At 70.7% G+C, this 21434-nt stretch carries 23 protein-coding genes; 18 read left to right on the forward strand and 5 right to left on the reverse strand.

From position 1 onward, the window contains the following. Positions 1 to 526: 526 nt before the first annotated feature. From P0084_RS16325 to P0084_RS16365, 9 genes are all read left to right on the forward strand, one after another. Positions 527 to 1414 (forward strand): dihydrodipicolinate synthase family protein, encoded by an 888-nt coding sequence (locus tag P0084_RS16325; RefSeq protein WP_308917944.1) that lies wholly within the window; start codon positions 527 to 529, stop codon positions 1412 to 1414. 167 nt (positions 1415 to 1581) lie between these two features. Beyond that, positions 1582 to 2025: a hypothetical protein gene (locus tag P0084_RS16330; RefSeq protein WP_308917945.1), complete on the forward strand. Its 444-nt coding sequence runs from the start codon at positions 1582 to 1584 to the stop codon at positions 2023 to 2025. Beyond that, positions 2009 to 2785 carry an ABC transporter ATP-binding protein gene (locus P0084_RS16335; protein WP_308917946.1) on the forward strand — a complete coding sequence of 259 codons (777 nt, stop codon included), beginning with the start codon at positions 2009 to 2011 and terminating at the stop codon, positions 2783 to 2785. The genes P0084_RS16330 and P0084_RS16335 overlap by 17 nt, the downstream gene beginning before the upstream one ends. Next, entirely contained in the window at positions 2782 to 3000 is a 219-nt protein-coding gene (locus P0084_RS16340) for a hypothetical protein (RefSeq protein ID WP_308917947.1), read from the forward strand. The genes P0084_RS16335 and P0084_RS16340 overlap by 4 nt, the downstream gene beginning before the upstream one ends. Next, positions 2997 to 3155: a hypothetical protein gene (locus P0084_RS16345; protein WP_308917948.1), complete on the forward strand. Its 159-nt coding sequence runs from the start codon at positions 2997 to 2999 to the stop codon at positions 3153 to 3155. Before P0084_RS16340 ends, P0084_RS16345 begins: the two co-directional genes overlap by 4 nt. Next, complete coding sequence (locus P0084_RS16350) at positions 3125 to 3562, forward strand: GNAT family N-acetyltransferase (RefSeq protein ID WP_308917949.1); 438 nt, start codon at positions 3125 to 3127, stop codon at positions 3560 to 3562. Before P0084_RS16345 ends, P0084_RS16350 begins: the two co-directional genes overlap by 31 nt. A gap of 74 nt (positions 3563 to 3636) precedes the next feature. Then, positions 3637 to 4557 carry an ABC transporter permease gene (locus P0084_RS16355; protein WP_308917969.1) on the forward strand — a complete coding sequence of 307 codons (921 nt, stop codon included), beginning with the start codon at positions 3637 to 3639 and terminating at the stop codon, positions 4555 to 4557. Continuing rightward, positions 4554 to 5378: an ABC transporter permease gene (locus tag P0084_RS16360; RefSeq protein WP_308917950.1), complete on the forward strand. Its 825-nt coding sequence runs from the start codon at positions 4554 to 4556 to the stop codon at positions 5376 to 5378. Before P0084_RS16355 ends, P0084_RS16360 begins: the two co-directional genes overlap by 4 nt. Before the next feature lie 135 nt (positions 5379 to 5513). Further along, positions 5514 to 6506 (forward strand): ABC transporter substrate-binding protein, encoded by a 993-nt coding sequence (locus P0084_RS16365; RefSeq protein WP_308917951.1) that lies wholly within the window; start codon positions 5514 to 5516, stop codon positions 6504 to 6506. Between the two features lie 123 nt (positions 6507 to 6629). On the opposite strand, the gene P0084_RS16370 is transcribed toward P0084_RS16365, so the two are convergent. Together P0084_RS16370 and P0084_RS16375 are read right to left on the reverse strand one after the other, a co-directional pair. Beyond that, positions 6630 to 7427: a PhzF family phenazine biosynthesis protein gene (locus P0084_RS16370; RefSeq protein WP_308917952.1), complete on the reverse strand. Its 798-nt coding sequence runs from the start codon at positions 7425 to 7427 to the stop codon at positions 6630 to 6632. A 20-nt stretch (positions 7428 to 7447) separates the two neighbouring features. Then, positions 7448 to 8830, reverse strand: a complete 1383-nt coding sequence (locus P0084_RS16375) for a M20/M25/M40 family metallo-hydrolase (RefSeq protein WP_308917953.1) — start codon at positions 8828 to 8830, stop codon at positions 7448 to 7450. 165 nt (positions 8831 to 8995) lie between these two features. Here P0084_RS16375 and P0084_RS16380 point away from each other — a divergent pair, with 165 nt between their 5' ends. The 7 genes from P0084_RS16380 to grxD all read left to right on the forward strand — a co-directional run bounded on the left by P0084_RS16380 (position 8996) and on the right by grxD (position 14471). Beyond that, positions 8996 to 9559, forward strand: coding sequence for a hypothetical protein (locus P0084_RS16380; RefSeq protein WP_308917954.1), 564 nt, complete (start codon positions 8996 to 8998; stop codon positions 9557 to 9559). An 82-nt stretch (positions 9560 to 9641) separates the two neighbouring features. Next, a complete protein-coding gene (gene hemA / locus P0084_RS16385; RefSeq protein WP_308917955.1) occupies positions 9642 to 10868 on the forward strand; it encodes a 5-aminolevulinate synthase in 1227 nt (408 codons plus the stop codon). Positions 10869 to 11027: 159 nt separating this feature from the next. Beyond that, entirely contained in the window at positions 11028 to 12353 is a 1326-nt protein-coding gene (locus P0084_RS16390; protein ID WP_308917956.1) for a helix-turn-helix domain-containing protein, read from the forward strand. A 60-nt stretch (positions 12354 to 12413) separates the two neighbouring features. Then, a complete protein-coding gene (gene ispG / locus P0084_RS16395) occupies positions 12414 to 13547 on the forward strand; it encodes a flavodoxin-dependent (E)-4-hydroxy-3-methylbut-2-enyl-diphosphate synthase (RefSeq protein ID WP_308917957.1) in 1134 nt (377 codons plus the stop codon). Positions 13548 to 13602: 55 nt separating this feature from the next. Next, a complete protein-coding gene (locus P0084_RS16400) occupies positions 13603 to 13845 on the forward strand; it encodes a BolA family protein (RefSeq protein WP_308917958.1) in 243 nt (80 codons plus the stop codon). Further along, the gene (locus tag P0084_RS16405) at positions 13842 to 14087 is read left to right on the forward strand and encodes a hypothetical protein (protein ID WP_308917959.1); all 246 of its coding nucleotides are present in this window, start codon (positions 13842 to 13844) and stop codon (positions 14085 to 14087) included. Before P0084_RS16400 ends, P0084_RS16405 begins: the two co-directional genes overlap by 4 nt. A gap of 9 nt (positions 14088 to 14096) precedes the next feature. Next, positions 14097 to 14471, forward strand: a complete 375-nt coding sequence (gene grxD, locus P0084_RS16410; RefSeq protein ID WP_308917960.1) for a Grx4 family monothiol glutaredoxin — start codon at positions 14097 to 14099, stop codon at positions 14469 to 14471. Positions 14472 to 14939: 468 nt separating this feature from the next. Here the strand turns inward: grxD and der are convergent, their stop codons facing one another. Genes der through P0084_RS16425 form a run of 3 tightly spaced genes read right to left on the reverse strand, consistent with a single transcriptional unit; the run spans position 14940 to position 18403 of the window. Further along, complete coding sequence (gene der / locus P0084_RS16415) at positions 14940 to 16361, reverse strand: ribosome biogenesis GTPase Der (protein WP_308917961.1); 1422 nt, start codon at positions 16359 to 16361, stop codon at positions 14940 to 14942. A gap of 46 nt (positions 16362 to 16407) precedes the next feature. After that, the gene (locus tag P0084_RS16420; protein ID WP_308917962.1) at positions 16408 to 17748 is read right to left on the reverse strand and encodes a PQQ-like beta-propeller repeat protein; all 1341 of its coding nucleotides are present in this window, start codon (positions 17746 to 17748) and stop codon (positions 16408 to 16410) included. Between the two features lies 1 nt (position 17749). Then, positions 17750 to 18403, reverse strand: a complete 654-nt coding sequence (locus P0084_RS16425) for a tetratricopeptide repeat protein (protein WP_308917963.1) — start codon at positions 18401 to 18403, stop codon at positions 17750 to 17752. Positions 18404 to 18606: 203 nt separating this feature from the next. Here P0084_RS16425 and P0084_RS16430 point away from each other — a divergent pair, with 203 nt between their 5' ends. Next, positions 18607 to 19929, forward strand: coding sequence for an efflux RND transporter periplasmic adaptor subunit (locus tag P0084_RS16430; RefSeq protein ID WP_308917964.1), 1323 nt, complete (start codon positions 18607 to 18609; stop codon positions 19927 to 19929). Continuing rightward, positions 19926 to 21434: efflux RND transporter permease subunit (locus tag P0084_RS16435; protein WP_308917965.1), on the forward strand; the 1509-nt coding region annotated here is incomplete at its 3' end. The genes P0084_RS16430 and P0084_RS16435, both read left to right, overlap by 4 nt.

A 21434-nucleotide genomic window follows, 5' to 3' on the forward strand; every position in this document is an offset into this window, starting at 1 on the left:
CCCCCGAACACCGCGCCCGACCCGAACCCGTCCGCCGCGATGCGCACGGCCCGGCACGGCCCCGGATCGTGGCCGGAACACGACGCACCTTTCCGCACCTGCGCGGACGCTGCCGGCAACGGTGGCGCCGTGGCGCCAAAGCCCGCCGCGAACCGAGCGCGGCGCTACGATCGCCGGCGCAAACGCTTGAACAGCTTCCAGATCGCGAAGTACTTGATGAGCCTCCCCATTTCCGTCGTCCTCCATGTGGGGTTCCGGGATCACAACGCGATCTGACGCGTCCGGGTTCAACCAACTCATCCGCTCCGGGGGCGCAACAGCGAGAAGCCAAGCGAGCATGGGGCCGGCATCGCCGTGCCCGCCGGCCGACGCGCACCGCGGATGGCGGGCATCGCGATGCCGCCCCGCGCAGGACCCTTCGGCGGAACCGCATGACGGGGCGCCGAACCGCGCGCCCCGGCAGATGGGCCTTTGCGCAGGCCGGCGACGTGTTCCACCCAGCCGCAACCGCGGCTACACCACCCCCATGCACATCACCGGCCTGTCCGCCTTCCCCATCACCCCCCTCCGCGACGGCGCGGTCGACGCCGACGCCCTGTCGGCCCGCGTGGCCCATCTGATCCGACCCGGCATCGACGCGGTCGGCGTGGTGGGCTCCACCGGCCTCTACCCCTATCTCCCGATCCCCGAACGAATCCGTGCCGTCCGCGCCGCCGTGGATGCCGCCGGCTCCACCCCCGTCACGGCGGGCATCGGCGCGATGACCACGCGGGACGCGATCGCCGCCGCCGAGGGCGCGGCCCGGGCGGGCGCGTCCGCTCTGTTGCTGGCGCCGCTGTCCTACCTGCCACTGACCGAAGACGAGGTGTTCGGCCTCTTCGCCGACGTCGCCGCCGCCACGGCCCTGCCGGTCGTCGTCTACGACAACCCCCGCACCACGGGCTTCGCCATCTCGGACGCCCTGAAGGCCCGCCTCGCCACGATCCCCAACGTCGCGGCGGTCAAGAACCCGCCCCCGCCGGACGGCGACCACGCAGGACAGGTCGCCTGCCTGCGGGCCGCCGTGCCCGAAGGCTTCTCGATCGGCTATTCGGGCGACGCCGCGCTGATCCCCGCCGCGCTGTCGGGGGCCGACGCGTTCCATTCCGTCCTCGCGGGCTTCGCGCCGGATCTGGCCGTCGCGCTCTGGCGGCTGCGCGACGATCCCGCTACAGCCGAGGGTGCGGCGCGGGCCTACGCCCCGCTGCGCGACATCCTCGCGGGCGGCACGTCGATCCGCCTGGCCTATGCCCTGTCCGACCGCCACGGCCTGCCCCCCGCCGCGCTGCCCGCGCCGCTGCGGCCCGTTTCGGACACCGCCCTCGCGGCGGCCCGCGACGCGCTCGACAGGGCGGAGGCGGCGATCCCGGGATGACGCCCGTCACCGAACACGACGCGGCGCAACCCGCCCGGCGGCGTTTCCCTCGCGGTGTTGCCTCTGCCCGCGGTCCGACGTTTCGTATGCACGGGGGGTGTACGGGGGGTGTACGGGGGGTGCACGCCGTTTTCGGGGGCCGGAACCGTTAGGATGCGACGCATGTCATGACCGCCGACGCCCTCTTCGCTTCCCCGTTCTGGACCGCGATCGCCCTCGCGGCGCTGACCTACGACAACGCGATCCTGACCTACGCCATCCTCACCTGGCCGGAGGCCGCCACGATCGGACAGGCCCTGTGGAAGGTCGCGGCCTCCCTCCCCTGGCTCCTCACCCTCGCGACCCCCTTCGCCATCCTGTTCGGCCTCGCCGGCGGCTGGATCGCGCGGCGCGCCTTCGCCGCCACCCGCCACCGGGGCCGCGCCGTCGCTTCGCTGATCGCCCTCGCCGCGTTCCTCGTCCCCGCCGCCCTGCTGACGGAAACGGCACTGGCGTGGCGCGACGGCTGGCAGGCGCCGCGCTTCGCGTTGCAGGTTGCGGGCGGCGCCCTAATCGCCATTGTGGCGGCGGCGCTGCTGGACTGGAAGGACCCGCATGGACACCGTCGTTGAGGCAACCGGCCTGGACCTGACCTTCCGCACCGCGGACGGCCCCGTCCACGCCCTGCGCGACGTCGGCCTGTCCGTGGCGCCGGGCGAGTTCGTCAGCTTCATCGGCCCGTCGGGCTGCGGCAAGACCACCTTCCTGCGCTGCGTCGCCGCCCTCGAAACGCCCACCGGCGGCACCCTGACCGTGAACGGCATGACCCCGGACGAGGCTCGCCGCGCCCGCGCCTACGGCTACGTCTTCCAGGCCGCGGGGCTCTATCCCTGGCGCACGATCGAGCGGAACATCACCTTGCCGCTCGAGATCATGGGCTTCCCGCGGGCGGAGCGTCGCGAACGCGCCGCCAAGGCGCTGGACCTGGTCGAGCTGTCGGGCTTCGCGGGCAAGCATCCCTGGCAATTGTCGGGCGGCATGCAGCAGCGCGCGTCCATCGCGCGCGCCTTGGCCTTCGACGCGGACCTGCTGCTCATGGACGAACCCTTCGGCGCCCTGGACGAGATCGTGCGCGACCGCCTGAACGAGGAGCTCTTGCGCCTCTGGGACCGGACCGCGAAGACGATCCTGTTCGTCACCCATTCGATCCCCGAGGCCGTGTACCTGTCCACGAAGATCGTCGTGATGTCCCCGCGCCCGGGCCGCATCACCGACGTCATCGACAGCCCCCTGCCGCGCGACCGCCCCCTCGACATCCGCGACACGCCCGAGTTCCTGGCGGTCGCCCACCGTGTCCGCGAAGGCCTGCGCGACGGGGTGGAGGCGGCATGACGCGCGGCGACCGTCGGCCCGAGGATCGCAGGTCCGCATGGCGGGACCTGGCCATGTCCGTGGCCGCCCTGGCCCTGTGCGCGGCGCTGGCGGCGGTCCTGATCCGCCCGCCTTTGCGGGGGACGAACGACTGGATCGTGCTCGGCCTGATCGGCGCGTTCGTCGTGCCCAACCTGTATCACGCCTGGCAGGCCTGGCGCCGGCTCCGCGCATGAGGGACGGCGACCTCGGCGACCTGATCGGCCTTGGCGTGGCGGCCTGGGTCCTCCTGGCCGGCGTCCCCGGCGTCGAAGGGCGCTGGGTCGATGCGGTCGCGCTGTTCGTGGCGGGCCTGTCCGTGTGGCGCATCTGGCGCAGGCGGCGGGCGTGACGATGCGGCCCGGCACCCCCGACGACGCGCCCCGCTGCGCGGCCATCCTGAACGACTGGATCGACGCGACCCCGTGGATGCCGCGCATCCACTCGCCCGACGCGGTGATCGCATACTACCGCGATCACGTCCTGCCCCACCGAACGACCCGCGTCGCCGACGGCGGCTTCGTGGCGGCGGACGGACCGTTGGTCACGGCGCTCTACCTCGCGCCCGAGGCGCGCGGCCGGGGCCTGGGCCGCGCGCTGCTGGACGCCGTGCGCGATGGTCCCCAACGCGCCTGGACGTTCCAGGCCAACGAACCGGCCCGCGCGTTCTATGCGGCATTGGATTTCCGGGAGGTCGACCGCACGGACGGCGACAACGAGGAATCGCTGCCCGACATCCTGTTGGAGCGTGCGCCATGACCGACGCCCCCCTTTCCGCCTCCGGCGCGGGCATCGGCCGGTCGGGCAAGGTCGCGTTGGCGTTCCGGGGAACGATGCGGACCGCGCTGCCGATCCTCGCCGTGGTCGCCGCGCTCGTGGCCCTGTGGTACGCCGCGTGCCTGCCGATGAACGCGCAGCAATCCACCCTGCTGGCCGAACGCGCGGGCGTCTCCGTCACGCCGGCGACGGCGGCGGAACGCCGCGACCGGAGCGGGCTGGCCCTGGCCTTCGCCAATCCGGGCGTGGCGGTCGAACACGCCTTCGCGCAGGAACGTCCCCGCCTTCCCGCGCCGCATCAGGTGGCCGCGGAGCTGTGGGACAGCGTCGTGGACAAGCGGGTCACGTCCCGCCGCAGCCTCGTGTTCCACGCGGGCATCACGCTGGCCCCCACGCTTCTGGGCTTCGCCATCGGGTCGCTCCTGGGCATCGCGCTGGCGGTGGGGATCGTGCACAGCCGGGTCATGGACCTGTCCGTGATGCCTTGGGCCATCGCGTCCCAGACCATCCCGATCCTGGCCATCGCGCCGATGATCATCGTCGTGCTGAACTCCGTGGGCATCCAGGGATTGCTGCCCAAGTCGATCATCAGCGCCTATCTATCCTTCTTCCCAGTCACCGTAGGCATGGTGAAAGGCTTACGCGCGCCCGGGTCTGCGGATCTCGACCTGATGCGGACCTGGAACGCGTCCCGCCTGCGGACCTTCCTGTCGCTGCGCCTGCCTACCTCGCTGCCCTACCTCTTCGCATCGCTGAAGATCGCCATCGCCGCCGCCCTGGTGGGCGCCATCATCGGCGAGCTTCCGACCGGCGCCGTCCGCGGCCTGGGGGCGCGCCTGCTGGCCGGCAGCTATTACGGGCAGACGATCCAGATCTGGTCGGCCCTGTTCGGCGCGGCCATCGTCGCGGCGATGCTGGTGGCGACCATCGCCTTGATCGAGCGGATCACGCTGCGGCGCATGGGGCTGGCGCGTTGAGCGGGCTGCTCATCGGGGGGACCTGGGGCCTGCTCTGGTGGCTGAACGTGCGCGTCGCGCGGACCCGGGCGGGCGGCGTGGTGGCCCCGATCCTGTTCGGCCTGACGCTCCTGGTCCTGTGGGAGATGACCGTGCGGCTGCTCGGGGTCCCCACCGTCATCCTGCCCGCGCCGACGCAGATAGCACGGGCCTTCGCGGCCAACACCGACATCCTGTGGGCCGACTTCGTCCAGACTGTCCTGAAGGGCGCGCTGGGGGGCTGGATCATGGGTTGCGCCGCGGGCGTCGGCACGGCCCTGCTGGTGGCCCGGTCGGACTTCCTGCGTCGCGGCTTGCTGCCCGTCGGCAACTTCATGGCCGCCCTTCCCATCGTCGGAACGGCTCCGATCCTGGTGATGTGGTTCGGCTTCGGCTGGGAATCGAAGGCCGCGGTCGTAGTGGTGATGGTGTTCTTCCCCATGCTCGTGAACACCGTTGCCGGCCTAGCCGCGACGGACGCGATGCAGCGCGACCTGATGCGGACCTATGCCGCGACGCCGAGCCAGACGGTCCGGCACCTGAACCTGCCCGCCGCCATGCCGTTCGTGTTCAACGGCTTGAAGATCGCATCCACCCTGGCGTTGATCGGCGCCATCGTGGCGGAGTTCTTCGGCTCACCCACTGTCGGAATGGGGTTCCGCATCTCGACGGAAGTCGGGCGTTTGAACCTGCCGATGGTGTGGGCCGAGATCGTGGTCGCGGCCGTCGCGGGCTCCGCCTGGTACGGCCTGATCGCCTGGGTCGAGCGGCGCATGACCTTCTGGCATCCGTCGCAACGATAGTGCCTCGTTTCCGGGCAGATGCCCGATCCGCCGTCATCCGCGCTTCGGTCGGGTCTTCCCTCGGGCACCCGTCCGTGCCTTCATAGCCGCAGGGCGCGGCGCAGACCGCGCCGCAGACCGACTGGGAGAGACGAGATGACATTCGCCAAGACGCTGACGGCAGCCTGCACGCTGGCCCTGGCCACCCCCGCCCTGGCACAGGACGACAACGAGGTGACGCTGCAGTTGACCTGGGTCACGCAAGCCCAGTTCGCGGGCTACTACGCCGCGCTGGAGAACGGATACTACGAGGACGAGGGCCTGGACGTCACCATCCTGCCCGGCGGCCCCGACATCGCGCCGCCGCAGGTGCTGGCGGGCGGCGGGGCCGACGTCATGGTCAACTGGATGCCCTCCGCCCTGGCCGCGCGCGAACGCGGCGTGCCGGTCGTCAACATCGCCCAGCCGTTCAAGTCGTCCGGGCTGATGCTGACCTGCTGGAAGGACACCGGCATCGAAAGCCCGGAGGACTTCCGCGGCAAGACCATCGGCGTCTGGTTCTTCGGGAACGAGTATCCCTTCCTGTCCTGGATGTCGCAGGAAGGCATCCCCACCGACGGGGGCGACGAGGGCGTGACCGTGCTGAAGCAGGCGTTCAACGTCGATCCGCTTCTGCAGCGGCAGGCCGATTGCATCAGCACCATGACCTACAACGAGTACGGTCAGGTCCTGGATGCCGGCGTCACGGAGGACGAACTGGTTACCTTCAAGTACGAGGACATGGGCGTCGCCACCCTGGAGGACGGCCTCTACGTGCTGGAGGAGAACCTGGAGGACCCCGCCTTCCGCGACAAGATGGTCCGCTTCGTGCGTGCCAGCATGGAAGGCTGGAAATGGGCGGAAGCCAACCCGGAGGAGGCCGCCGAGATCGTGCTCGAATACGACGAGACGGGCGCCCAGTCCGAAGCCCATCAGAAGCGCATGATGGGCGAGATCGCGAAGCTCACGGAAGGCTCGAACGGCGCGCTGGAGGAAGCGGACTTCCAGCGCACGGTCGACACCCTGCTGGCGGGCGGGTCGGACCCGGTCATCACGCAGCAGCCCGAAGGCGCCTGGACGTCCGACATCACGGACGAAGCCCTGAACTGACGGGGCGGCGCGGATCGCGGAACGGGCGTCTTCGGGCGCCCGCTTCGTTTCCGGCGCGGGCCATCGGGTCACGCTGCCGTCGCCGATCCGTCCCATCGGGTCGGGGCGTCCCACCCTCGGCCGTCAGCCCATGTCGGGCGGCAGGCGGACATGCCCGGCCAGGAACGTGACGGCCCGCCCGCGCAACGTCACGCGGCTCCCCGACAGGTCGCAGTCCAGCCAGCCCCCGCGGGCGGACGCCTGATGGGCGCGCAGCGACGTGCGCCCCAACCGTTCGGACCAGTACGGCACCAGCGTGGCATGGGTGGAGCCGGTCACCGGATCCTCCGGAATGCCCCCGCCCGGCGCGAAGTAGCGGGACACGAAATCGGCGCCCGACGCCGCGTCCCCCCGTCCCGTGACGCACAGGCCCATCCGCCCCAGGCGCGTCAGGCGGGGCAGGTCCGGCACGAAGGCCCGGACAGCTCCCTCCGATCCCAGGTCGGCGAACAGGTTCTCGAAGTTGCGGAACAGCGCGTGCGGGGGCCGGTCGAAGGCGCCGTCCAGTTCGGGGGGCGGATCGTCCAGCGCGTCGGGCGGCAGGGACGGCACGTCCATCGCGTACCCCCCGCCGTCGCGCGCCACCCGCAACGTTCCCACGCGGGCGTGGAAGGACACGGGGCCGTCGTGCCCGTCCTCCGCCATCAGGACATGTGCCGTGGCCAGGGTCGCATGGCCGCAGAAGTCCACCTCCTGCGTGGGGGTGAACCAGCGCAGGTCCCAGTCCCCGTCGGGGCGCCGCCGGGCGAAGGCGGTCTCGGGCAGGTTGTTCTCCGCGGCGATGGCCCCCATCGTGGGCTCGGCCAGCCAGTCGTCCAGGATCACCACGGCGGCCGGGTTGCCGGCGAAGGGGCGGTCGGCGAACGCGTCGACCTGATGCATCCGCAGGGACCGCATCCCCGTCACCCCAGCTTCGCCAGCACCCGCGCCCAGGACCGGATCCCCTTGTGGAAGCTCCGCAGGTCGTACTTCTCGTTGGGGGAATGGATCTGGTCGTCGTCCTTTGCGAACCCGGCCAGAACGGATTGCATTCCCAGGTGGGTCTGAAAGTGGCCCGCGATGGGGATGGACCCGCCCCCGCCGACGAAGGCCGCGTCCATGTCCCATTCCTCCGACAGCGCCGCACGCGTCGCGGCGAAGACCGGATGGGTGGGATCCATGCGCGAGGCGGGCGATGCGCCATGGCCCGCGAACTCCACCCGGCAATCGGGCGGCATCTGCGCGCGGACCCAGGCGCGGAACGCGTCGCGCAGGGCATGGGGGTCCTGTCCGCCGACCAGTCGGAAGCTGACCTTGGCGCTCGCCCGAGCGGGCAGCACGGTCTTGAACCCCGGTCCGGTATAGCCGCCGATCACGCCGTTGATCTCGGCGGTGGGGCGGGACCACAGCTGTTCCAGCCCCATGCGCCCCTCCTCGCCCGCGGGCGTGGACAGGCCGACGGAGCCCAGGAACCCGTCCTCCGAGAAGCCCAGGGCGCGCCAGCCCTCCAGGATCTCGGGCTCCACCTCCGCCACGCCGTCGTAGAAGCCGGGCACCTGCACCCGGCCCGCATCGTCGTGCAGCCCGGCCAGGACGCGCGCCAGGACGCGCAGCGGGTTGCGGGCCATGCCGCCATACAGTCCCGAATGCAGGTCGCGGTCGGGACCGTGGACCGTCACCTCCTCGCCCAACAGGCCGCGCAGGGTGGTCACGATGGCCGGCACGCGGTCGTCGAACAGCCCCGTGTCGCAGATCAGCGCGACGTCCGCCGTCAGCTTCCCGGCGTTCTCCTGCAGGAACGGCACGAGCGAGGGGGAGCCCGATTCCTCCTCCCCCTCGAACAGGATGGTCACCCGGCAGGGCAGGCGCCCGTGGACGTCCATCCAGGCGCGGCACGCTTCCACGAACGTCATCAACTGGCCCTTGTCGTCCGATGCCCCGCGCCCGCGGATCACCGGACCGCCCGCCGTCTCCTCCACCGCCGGGTCGAACGGGTCGCGGTCCCACAGGGACAGGGGATCGACGGGCTGCACGTCGTAATGGCCATAGAACAGGACGTGCCGATCCCCCTCGCCGGCATGGGCGATCACCATCGGATGGCCGGGCGTCCGCCGCTTGGACGCGTCGAAGCCGATGCGACCAAGCTCCGCCACCAGCCAGTCGGCGGCATCCTGGCAGTCGTCCGCATGGGCCGGATCGGTGCTGATCGACGGGATCCGCAACAGGTCCAGCAATCGCTCGGTCGAACGGTCCGCGCCGTCGTCGATGCGGGCCAGGATGGCATCCAGGGGGGCGGTGTCGGTCATCGGGATCGGGCCTTTCGCATGGGACCGCTCCGGTGTGCCCGCCGCCGGGGCCGTGGGCAAGGGCGGCACGGCACCGCGATGCGCCCGACCCCCGCGGAAGGCCGCGTTTGCCCATCGCGGCGCGGTGCCCTAGGACCGTGCCGCACCAAGACACGGAGTCCCGCCATGCGCATCGCCGCCCTCGCCGCCCTCGCCCTGCCGATCCTCCTGGCCCTGCCCGCCACCGCCCAGCGCGTGGCGGACCAGAACGCGGCCCGGGGGCAGCTGTTCGGCGACCGGACCGTGGTCTCGATCCAGCGGCACGGCTTCCTGACGCAGGGCGACATCGCCACGCTCCAGGCGATGCCGCGCGTGGCGGACCTGAAGTACTACGGCGCGATGGCGGCCGCGCCCGGCGCGGGCCTGCAGGCGGAAACGACGACCGGCGCGTTCAACTACCATTCCCCCGCCCGCGCCCGCGCGGCGGCATTGCAGGGATGCGAGGCGAAGCGCCGGGGCGGGGCGGCCTGCGTGATCGTGGCCGACGTCCTGCCGCGGGGCTTCCGGCCCGGTCAGGCGCTCACGCTCAACCAGGACGCCAGCCGCGCGGTCAACGGACGCGCGCTGCGCCGGAACGGGGGCGTCCTGGCCGCCTCGGCGTCCACCGGCGCCTGGGCGCTGGGCCCCGATGCCGCGACGGCCCGCGCGAATTGCGGCCAGGGGGACTGCCAGGTCGTCGTCGCTCCCTAGGGGTTCGCGCGACAACTTGTGACCTGTTCGCGATGGCCCGCGCACCCTAACTGCGCGGAACGGAAAGACGGAAGGACCCGGGATGACGAACTACGACGGCGCGATCGATGCCGCCCTGACCGCGTTGCACCGAGAAGGCCGTTACCGCACCTTCATCGACATCGAACGTCACCGCGGCGCGTTCCCCAACGCGACCTGGACCCGCCCCGACGGCACCACGCGCGAGATCACCGTCTGGTGCGGCAACGACTATCTCGGGATGGGGCAGCATCCCGTCGTGCTGGACGCGATGCATGCCGCGCTGGACGAGGCGGGGGCCGGATCGGGCGGGACCCGCAACATCAGCGGCACGACCGTCCACCACAAGCGCCTGGAGGCCGAGCTGGCCGACCTGCACGGCAAGGAGGCGGCGCTGCTGTTCACCTCCGCCTACATCGCGAACGACGCGACGCTGTCCACCCTGCCCAAGCTGTTCCCCGGCCTCGTCATCTACTCCGACGCGCTGAACCACGCCTCCATGATCGAAGGCGTGCGTCGCAACGGCGGGGCCAAGCGCGTCTTTCGCCACAACGACGTCGCGCATCTGCGGCAGCTGCTGGCCGCGGACGACCCGGCCGCGCCGAAGGTGATCGCCTTCGAATCCGTGTATTCGATGGACGGCGACTTCGGCCCGATCGAGGCGATCTGCGAACTCGCGGACGAGTTCGGCGCCCTGACCTACATCGACGAGGTCCACGCCGTCGGCATGTACGGCCCGCGCGGCGGCGGCGTGGCCGAGCGCGACCGCCTGATGCACCGCATCGACATGATCAACGGGACGCTGGCCAAGGCGTATGGCGTGATGGGCGGATACGTCGCGGCCAGCGCCAGGCTGTGCGACGCGATCCGCTCCTATGCGCCCGGCTTCATCTTCACCACGTCGCTGCCGCCCGCGGTGGCGGCCGGCGCCGCGGCCAGCGTCGCGCATCTCAAGCGCGACCGGGGACTGCGCGACTTGCACCAGACGCGGGCGCGTACGCTGAAGGTGCGGTTGAAGGGGTTGGGCCTGCCCATCATCGACCATGGCAGCCACATCGTCCCCGTCCATGTCGGCGACCCGGTCAAGTGCAAGATGATCTCGGACCGGCTGCTGGAGGATCACGGCGTCTATGCCCAGCCGATCAACTTCCCAACCGTGCCGCGCGGGACCGAACGGTTGCGGTTCACGCCGTCGCCGGTCCACACGCCCGAGATGATGGACGGGCTCGTCCGCGGGATGGACGATCTCTGGTCGCACTGCGCGTTGAGCCGGCAGCAGCTGTCCGCTTAACGATCGGGCAGGCAAACCCCAAATTGTGCCGTGCATTGTCGGTCGGCCCCTGCTAGACTACGGCCTAGGCAGGTGGCAGCCGGCGGCAAGCCGGAACCCACCACGGGACAGGAACCACGCCCGGCAGAGGCGGGTCCAGGACATCGCGGGGCAGTTGCCATGTTCGGACGGAAAGCGAAGCAGATCAGCATGGTCGAGCAACCCGATCGCGGGTTCGACAGCTTCGAGATGCGCTTGGGCGACGAGATGCGTGGCGAGCGTGCGACCATCGGCAAGAGCCTGATGGACGTGCAGCGCGAGTTGCGGATCAAGGCGAGCTACATCGCGGCGATCGAGAACGCGGACCTGACCGTCTTCGACAGCCTGTCCTTCGTGGCCGGATACGTGCGGTCCTATGCCCGCTACCTCGGCATGGACCCGGAGATCGTGTTCGCCCGCTTTTGCGAGGAATCCGGCTTCGAAGGGATCAAGGCGCTCAAGCCCCTGGAATCCGAAGCCGGCCGCCGCAACCCCATCGGCATCGACCTCGGCGGCAAGACGCCCGGCATGGCGCTGCCGCCGAAGGCCCCGCCCGCGATGGACCCGCTGGGCGGCGCGGCGAACCCCTTCGCCCGCAACGTGAAGCCCACCTTCTCGGGGTTCGAGCCCGGCGCGCTCGGCAGCCTCGCCTTCCTGGCGGCCCTCGTCGGCGGCATCGGATACGGCGGTTGGATGCTGGTGCAGGAGATCCAGCGCGTCCAGGTCGCCCCCATCGAGGAGGCGCCGAGCCTCGTGGCCGAACTCGACCCGTTGGAGCAGGCCCCCCTGCCCGTCGGCGGGCCGGAGGTGGCGGCCATGACGGCCGCAGACGATGCCCTGAACCAGTTGTACCGGCCCCGCGCGCTGGACGCGCCCGTCCTGACGGCGCGCGATGCGCCCATCGGAACCATCCGTCCGGGCACCGTCGGCGCCCTCGCGCAGGCGGCGGGCCCCGATCGGGGCGGCCTCCGGAACGGGGGAACCGACCCCGTGGCGGGCATCGGCGCGTCGATCGATGCGGCACTCCTGGAAGCCATCGGCGACGTGCAGCAGGTCGCGGCGGCGGACGGCGACGCCGTTCCGCCCCGCGTGCTGGCCGACGGGCCGCAGACCGTCACGCTCGTCGCCGTGCGCGATGCCTGGGTGCGCGTCCGGTCCGCGGACGGCGCGACGCTGTACGAACGCACCATGGCCGCCGGCGACACGTGGGCGGTTCCGGCCGAGGCGGCGGCGACGGCGACCCTGCGGACCGGCAATTCCGGCGCGCTCTACTTCGCGGTGGCGGGGCAGACCTATGGCCCGGTGGCGCCCGGGGCGCAGGTCGTGTCGGACGTGGCCTTGGCCCCCGAAGCGGTGGGCCAGACCTATGCGGCCGCCGACCCGGACGCCGATCGCGACCTCGCCCGGGTCGTCGCCGAACTGGACCTGGCCGCGACGGCCCCGTTGCCCGCGCCCGTCACGCCCTGAGGGCGGGGGTGTTGCACCCTCCCGCCGCGGGGCATAGCTGACCCGCGAAGGGAGCCGCCGATGTCCTTGAATGCGATCCGCCCCTGGCGCCAGATCGACCGCCGTCCCAGCCGCAAGATCATGGTGGGGGACGTGCCCGTGGGCGGCGATGCCCCCATCACCGTCCAGACGATGACGAACACGCCCACGACCGACGTCTCGGCCACGGTGGACCAGATCCGCCGCTGCACGGAGGCGGGCGCCGACATCGTCCGCGTCAGCGTACCCGACGAGGCATCGGCGAAGGCGATGAAGGACATCGTCCGCGAAAGCCCCGTGCCGTTGGTGGCCGACATCCACTTCCACTACCGGCGCGGCATAGAAGCGGCGGAGGCCGGCGCCGCCTGCCTGCGGATCAACCCCGGCAACATCGGCAGCCCGGACCGGGTCCGCGAGGTCATCCGCGCCGCACGCGACCACGGCTGTTCGATCCGCATCGGGGTGAACGCGGGCTCCCTCGAACGGCATCTGCTGGAAAAGTACGGCGAGCCCTGCCCCGAGGCGATGATCGAATCCGGCCTGGACCACATCCGCATCCTTCAGGACAACGACTTCCACGAGTTCAAGATATCCTGCAAGGCGTCCGACGTCTTCCTGGCGGCGGCCGCCTATCAGGGCCTGGCGGAGGCGACGGATGCGCCGATCCACCTGGGCATCACGGAAGCCGGCGGCCTGACCTCGGGCACGATCAAGTCGGCCATCGGGCTGGGCAACCTTCTGTGGATGGGCATCGGCGACACGATCCGGGTCAGCCTGTCCGCCGACCCCGTCGAGGAGGTGAAGGTCGGGTACGAGATCCTGAAGTCGCTGAACCTGCGGCACCGCGGCGTAAACATCATCTCGTGCCCGTCCTGCGCGCGGCAGGGCTTCGACGTCATCAAGACGGTGGAGGCGCTGGAGAAGCGGTTGGAGCACGTCAAGACGCCGATGTCGCTGTCGATCATCGGTTGCGTGGTCAACGGTCCGGGCGAGGCGTTGATGACCGATGTCGGCTTCACCGGCGGCGGGGCGGGCAGCGGCATGGTGTATCTGGCAGGGCGGCAGTCCCACAAGATGTCCAACGAGCGCATGATCGACCACATCGTCGAACAGGTGGAGGCGAAGGCCGCCGAGCTGGACGTCGCCCGCGCCGCGGAGAAGACCGCCGCGGAGTGAGGTTGCCGCGGGGGCGGCGGACGCCTAACTGATCCCCGAGCGACAGGAGCGGCCGATGGCGATGCAGTCCCACGAGATCGAGGCGTTGATCCGCGACGCCTTTCCCGACGCCACCGTGACGATCACGGACCTGGCGGGGGACGGGAACCACTATGCCGCCGAGGTCGTGGACGAAAGCTTCCGGGGCAAGTCCCGCGTGGCCCAGCAACGCGCCGTCTACGCGGCGCTCCAGGGCAAGATGGATGGCCCGTCCGGCGAACTGCACGCCCTGGCCCTGACGACGCGGGCGCCCGAATGACGGGCTGGGCCACGGTATTCGCGTGTGCCATCGTCGCGATCCTGGTGGTCCGTGCCGTCTGGGTGCTGCGCCGGGAAGGCGGCGCCCGCCCCCGCGGCGTCGAGCCCGGCGACGGGCACGTCGAGATCGAGAGCGAATACTTCTCCGGCCTGGGGGGCGGCGCGCAGCAGGTGACGCGCGTGCCCCGCGATCCGCAGGCCTATGCGCGGGCCTTCGTGCCCCGCAACCGCAACCGACGATAGGAGACGACGATGGACACGACGACCGACGACGCGAAGGCGAAGATCGACCAGATGGTGAAGGGCACGGACGTCGTGCTGTTCATGAAGGGCAACAAGACGATGCCGCAATGCGGCTTCTCCGCGAAGGTGGCCGGGGTCCTGAACTACATGGGCGTGGACTATGCCGACGTGAACGTCCTGGAGAATGCGGACATCCGGCAGGGCATCAAGGATTACAGCGACTGGCCGACGATCCCGCAACTCTACGTGAAGGGCGAGTTCGTGGGCGGCTGCGACATCATCACGGAGATGACGCTGTCGGGCGAGCTGGACCAGATGCTGGAGCAGAACGGCGTCGCCTACGACAAGGACGCCGCCGACAAGATCCGCGAAGCGAACGCCTGAACGAACCGGGGCCTGCCGAACCGTCGGCACGCCCCGTTTCCTCCCGGTCCGACGATCGGGCCCCCCTTCCCGGTGCGGTCCCGTCGGCCCCGGGAGTGCGTTCTGTCGAAGCCGGCTCACATTACCTTCCCCCGCACCGCATGGAGGCGGCATTCGGCGGCGTTTCCCATTCCGTCATGGCATGACGCTGGGCAGACCGCCGGACCGGAATCCGGGGATCTGTCCGACGCTGCGCAGACGGGGAGCAGACGCGCGGCAGACACAGACCGCCTCGTGCGGCGCGCCGTGCCACGACCCCCGTTCGGGGCATGCGAACCATCACGGGGCCCTGTTCCCGTTGACCGAACGCCCCGGCTTGCGCCTCGATCGCGCTCCCGGTCATACTGGTCCCGAAGACGCCCCGAAGACGCTGCCCGTCGAGACGATTTCGCCGCAGCGCAGCATTGCCGGATCGAGTTAAGGATCCGGTTACAGATGCTTCCGCAGCTTCGATGGCTGCGCCTTCTTGCGGCCCTTGAACGGATTGTCCTGACCCTGCCCGCGCAGGTGCAGCCGAATGGGGGTGCCGGGCATGTCGAAGTCGACGCGCAGCCCGTTGACCATATAACGGCGATAGGCGTCGGGCACGGCGTCCGGATGGCTGCACATCGCCACGAAGCCGGGGGGCCGCGTCTTCGCCTGCGTCATGTAGCGCAGCTTGATCCGGCGACCCTGGGGCGCGGGGGGCGGATGGGCCTCCACCATGCCGGCCAGCCACCGGTTCAAGGCGGCCGTGGGGACGCGCCGGTTCCAGACCTCGTGCGCCTTCCCGATCGCGGCGTGCAGGCGATCCAGACCGCGACCCGTCGTGGCGGAAACGGTGACGAGGGGCGCGCCGCGCAGTTGGGGGAGCAGACGCTCGAACGCCTCCTTCAGTTCGGCCAGCTTGGCCTGCCGGTCGGATTCCAGGTCCCACTTGTTGACCCCGACCACCACGGCCCGACCTTCCCGCGCGGCGAGGTCCGCGATGCGCAGGTCCTGCTGCTCGAACGGAATGGCGGCGTCGAGCAGGACGACGACCACCTCCGCGAACTTCACCGCCCGCAGGCCGTCCGACACGCTCAGCTTCTCCAGCTTCCCCTGCACCTTCGCCTTCTTGCGCATGCCCGCCGTGTCGAAGATGCGCGTGGGCGTGCCGTTCCAGTCCAGCGTCAGCGCGATCGCATCGCGCGTGATCCCGGCCTCCGGCCCGGTCAGCAGACGATCCTCGCCCAGGATCGCGTTGATCAACGTGGACTTGCCGGCGTTGGGACGCCCCACCACCGCGATCCGCAGGGGGCGCTTCGCCGTGGGGCGCCAGTCCTCGACCGCATCGCCTTCCGCTACGATGACCTCCGTCTCGGCCTCCTCGGGGGCGTGGGCATCGACGTGGTCGTGCAGCGCCACGGCCAGTTCGGCCATTCCCTCGCCGTGCTCGGCGGACAGGCGCAGGGGTTCGCCGAGGCCCAGTTCGAAGGCCTCCAGCAAGCCCGCCTCCCCCGCCTGCCCTTCGGCCTTGTTGGCGCCCAGCAGGACGGGCTTGCCGCCCCGGCGCAGCAGGTCGGCCACGTCGCGGTCCACCGGCGTGACGCCCGCGCGGGCGTCGATCAGGAACAACGCCCCGTCGGCCTGCGCGATGGCGCGTTCGGTCAGGCGGCGCATCCGTGCGGGCAGGCTGTCATCGGTCGCGTCCTCCAGCCCCGCGGTGTCGACCACCGTGAAGCGGAGGTCGCCGAGCCGGGCATCCCCCTCGCGCAGGTCGCGGGTCACGCCGGGCTGGTCGTCCACCAGCGCCAACCGCTTCCCGACCAGCCTGTTGAACAGCGTCGACTTGCCCACGTTGGGACGTCCCACGATGGCGAGCGTGAACATGGCGGCTGGTTCCGGGTCGGTACGATCGGGCCGTGCCCTAACCCATTCAACGATAGGCGTGAAGCGTCCCATCGCTGCCAACGACGAACAGCGCATCGCGGAACGCGATCGGGCGGGTCGCCGCCCCGTCCGGAAGCGAGGCGCTCGCGGCCAACGCGCCGGAAGTCGGGTCGAACCCCCGCAGCGCCCCGTCGGAGGACGCGACCCACAGGCGCCCGCCCGCCAGGACGGGCCCGTGGTGGACGAAGACGCCCTGTCGACGCGCCAGTCGGCGGGTGTTGCGGTAGAACGGCAGATCGGCGCGCCACACCGTCTCGCCCGTCGCGGCGTCCAGACGTATCAACTGCGCCCGGTCGGTCACCGCGAACACGGACCCGCCCGCCGCCACGAGGGGCGAGACGGCGCCGTCCCGCGCGGTCCACAGCCGGTCGCCGCTTTCGGCGTCGAGCGCTACGATCCGCCCCGACGTCGTCCCGACGTAAATGCGGCCCCCGGACACGACCGGATCGCCCGTGATGTCGCCCACGTCGGCATATGCGACGCCCCGGCGGCTGTCCAATATGCTGGTTCCCCAGACCCGGACCCCGGAATCCCGCTGTGTCGCGACCACTTCGCCCGATCCGAACGGGAACACGGCCAACCGATCGGTCAGCGCCGGTGCGGGGGCCGTCGCGATGACGATCGACGCCTCCGCCGCGGGCACCTCCCACCGGATGCGTCCCGTATCGGCCGCGACCGCCCAGCCCCGCCCGTCGCGGGAAACGAGATAGACCAAGCCGCCCGATGGCTTCGGTGCCGTCAAGGGCGCATCCAGGCGCTGGACCCAGCGCGACCCTCCGCTCGACGCGTCAAGCGCGTGCAGCTGTCCATAGCCCGTCGTGGCGTAGAGCGTGCCGCCCGCGACGGCCAGACCACCACCGGCCGCATCGATGTCGCGGTCCCAGTTCGGTACCAGGCTGACGGACCAGACAATCGCGCCGTCCAGCGTCGTCGCGGTGACGCGGGAGCGCGCGTCCATCGTGAAGATCCGGGCCCCGTCACTGACCGGATCGGCGGTGATGCGCTGCCGTCGGGTATCGCCCTGCCCGATCGACGTCGACCAGACCCGCTGCGGCGTCGGACGCAGGGTGGCGTGCCCCGGGTCGTTGCGAACGTTGCCGACCCGCAGGGGCCAGTCGGCCAGGCGCCGCGCCGCCGGCAGGGCGATGGGCGTCGGACCCCGAACGTCCGTCGCGACGACCGCCAGCACGCCCGGCCCGCCGTCGGCGCGGACGTCCTGTCGTTCCCCCGGCAGCACGGGGTCCTGGTTGGAGCACGCGGCCAGGAGAATGGCCGCGAGCAGCATCGGCAGACCCGACTTCGCGATGGGTGGACGGGTCGGGATCATATCAGACGGGCTCTGCCGAGGCACCGAGGGCGACGATGACCTGCAGGGCGCGACGGCGCAGGGCGTCCGACACGCCCGCCTCCTGGGTCAGCAGGCGCAGCAGCGTGACGGCCGTGGCCTCGTCCCCCGCCTGCAGGGCGGCCAAGGCCTGCTGCTCCAGCGCGAGGGGGCGGAAGGGTGCGCCCGGGGCGGCCAGCTCTTCCAGGATGGAGGCGTCCCGGACGGCGTCCCCGGTTCCGCCATTCAGCGACAGCTTCAACAGCGCCAGGTGACGATACCGCAGAGGCACCTCCGCCGCGTCGGCCAGGGACAGAAGGCTGGCCGCGGCTTCCGGCGACTGCTCGGCCTCCAGGCGGGTGGCGGCGGTGAGGAGCGCGGCGATGGCGGCCTGCCCGTCGGTCACCGGAACGACGTCGGCCACGGCTTCGGCACGCGCGCCCGGGTCCTGCAACTGAGACGCCGCGAGGATCGCGTCGCCGAACCGGGCCGCCGCATCGCGGGCCTGCGCGGCGCGCCATTCGGTCCAGGCCGCGCCGCCCACGATCAACAGGACCGCAAGGACCGCGACCCAGCCCCAGCGGCGAACGAGACCATACAAGCGGTCGCGGCGGACCTCCTCCGTGACCTCGTCGATGAAACTGTCGGGGTTCGCCATCCATCGCTCCCTTGTCCCGTGGCCCGTCTAGCGTGCGGCGGCACGCGGGCCAAGCCGCAAGCGCATGATCCGCCGTTCCAGGTTTATTTGCGCCTCAGGGTTGAGGAACCTCACCTATCGTCATAGAACTGAACCAATCGGTTCAGTGATCGCCGGCGGTAGCGCCGGACCGTGCTGCCATCACGTAGAATTCCGAGGTGCCGATGCGCGTCCTGCCCGTCCTGACCGCGATGATCGTCTGCGTCGCGCTCTTCTTCGTCGTGCTGCAACGCGAACGCCTCCTGGGCTTCGTGGGCAGCGTGACCGGAGAAGCGGACGCCGCCCCCGAAAGGACGGGCGATTCGGATGCCGCCGTTCCTTCGGGCCCCGTATCGATCGCAGTCAGCGGCGAGGCAGCGCCCGATCCCGTGAACGTCCTCGTGCGGAACTCCGTGGCCCGGCAGGTCGACGACGCGGTCCTCGTCCGCGGCCAGACCGAAGCCGCGCGCGAGGTCACGGTCGCTGCGGAAACGTCGGGGACCATCGTGTCCGAGCCCATCCGCAAGGGTGCGTTCGTCGAGGCCGGGCAGTTGCTGTGCGAACTGGACGCCGGATCCCGGCTCGCTCAGCTATCGGAGGCGGAGGCACGGCTGGCCGAAGCCCGTTCGCGCGTGCCGGAAGCGGAAGCCCGGGGCCCGGAGGCGCAGGCGCGCATCTCGGAGGCGCAGGCCCGCCTGGAGGAGGCGCGCATCAATCAGAACGCCGCCACCCGGCTGTCGGAGGAAGGCTTCGCCGCACAGACCCGGGTCGCGGGCGCCGATGCCGCCCTGCGTGCCGCCGAGGCGTCGGTCACGGCCGCGGAGACGGGTCTGTCGACCGTGCAGTCCGGTATCGAATCGGCTTTGGCCGGGATCCAGTCCGCCGAGGCCTCCGTCGAGAACGCCCGCCTGGAGATCGCCAAGCTGACCATCGAAGCCCCGTTCGACGGCCTGTTGGAAACGGACACGGCCGAGTTGGGCGCGTTGCTCCAACCCGGCTCGCCCTGCGCGACGGTGGTGCAGCTGGATCCCCTGAAGCTCGTGGGTTTCCTGTCGGAAGCACAGGTCAGCCGCGTCGCGGTCGGCTCGGAGGTCGGCGCGCACTTGGCGTCCGGCCAGCGGGTCGCGGGCCAGGTCACGTTCCTGTCCCGGTCGGCCGACGAGACCACGCGGACCTTTCGCGTCGAGGCGACGGTCCCCAACCCCGACCTGACCCTGCGCGACGGCCAGACGGTCGAGATGGTCATCCGCACGGATCCCATCCAAGCCCACATGCTGCCCGCCTCCGCGCTGACGCTGAACGACGAGGGCGTCCTCGGCCTGCGCGTCGTGGAGGACGGGCTGGCGACCTTCGCGCCCGTCCAGTTGATCCGCGACACCGCCAACGGGGTCCTGCTGGCCGGTCTGCCCGATGCGGCGGCGGTCATTACCGTGGGCCAGGAATACGTGACGGACGGCGTGCCGGTGCGTGCGGTGCCGGACGACGAGACGGCGGAGGCGACCCGATGACCGGCATCATCGACTGGGCCGCGGGCCGGGCCCGGATGGTCGTCGCCTTCGTTCTGCTGTCCATCGTGGCGGGATCGCTGGCCTATACGACGCTGCCGAAGGAGGGCGAGCCGGACATCGACGTCCCCGTCCTGGCGGTCACGGTCCCCTTCCCCGGCATCAGTGCCTCCGACTCCGAGAAGCTGCTCGTCAAGCCGATGGAGACGGAGCTGTCCGAACTGGACGGACTGGTCGAGATCACGGCCACCGCCGCGGAAGGCGTGGCGCTGCTGTTCATGGAGTTCGAGTTCGGCTGGGACAAGGGCGAGACGATCGCCGATGCCCGCGACGCCATGAACCGCGCGGAGGCCGACTTCCCCGACGGTGCGGACCAGTACATCATCCAGGAGATCAACTTCTCGGAGTTCCCGATCCTCATCGTGTCATTGTCGGGCGACGCGCCCGAACGCACGTTGCTGCGCCTGGCCAACGACATGCAGGACCGGCTGGAGGCGATGTCCGCAATCCTGGAAGCGGGACTGGCCGGTCACCGCGACGAGATGCTCGAAGTGCTGATCGACCCCCTGGCGCTGGAAGCCTACAACGTCACGGCGGGCGAGTTGATCAACACGGTCAACAACAACAACCTCCTGGTCGCCACCGGGTCGGTCGAAACGGAGTCGGGTGCCTTTCCAGTGAAGATCCCCGGCAGCTTCGAGCGGCCGCGCGACGTCTATGACCTGCCGGTGAAGACCGATGGCGACCGCGTCGTCACGCTGGGCGACCTGGCGCAGATCAACCTGACCTTCGAGGACCGTGAAGGAACGGCGCGCTACAACGGCGAGAACACGGTCGCCTTGCAGGTCGTGAAGCGGAAGGGCTTCAACATCATCGACACCGCTGCGGACGTGCGGGCGGAGGTCGACGCCATCGTCGCGGAATGGTCGCCCGAGTTGCGTCAGGCGGTCGATGTCGAGGTGACGTTGGACCAGTCGCGGACGGTCGATTCAATGGTCAAGCAGTTGGAGGGATCGGTCCTGACGGCCATCGCGCTCGTCATGGTCGTGGTGCTGGCCGCGCTCGGCACCCGGTCGGCCCTGCTGGTGGGCTTCGCGATCCCCACGAGCTTCCTCCTGTGCTTCGCGATCATGGGGGCGGCGGGGCTGACGATCTCGAACATCGTGATGTTCGGACTGATCCTGGCGGTGGGCATGCTCGTGGACGGGGCCATCGTGGTGACCGAGTACGCCGACAAGCGGATCGACGCGGGCGCGGGTCCGATGCAGGCCTATACGGACGCCGCGAAACGGATGTTCTGGCCGGTCGTGTCCTCCACGGCGACGACGCTGTGCGCCTTCTTGCCCATGCTGTTCTGGCCCGGCATCCCGGGCGAGTTCATGGGCATGCTGCCGGTCACGCTGATCTTCGTGCTGTCGGCGTCCCTCGTCGTGGCCCTGGTCTATCTGCCGGTGCTGGGCGGGGTGGGGGGGCGGATCAGCCGGCGACTGGATCGGGGCGCCGATGCC

This window comes from Jannaschia maritima, from assembly GCF_030973515.1.
GTDB lineage: Bacteria > Pseudomonadota > Alphaproteobacteria > Rhodobacterales > Rhodobacteraceae > Jannaschia > Jannaschia maritima.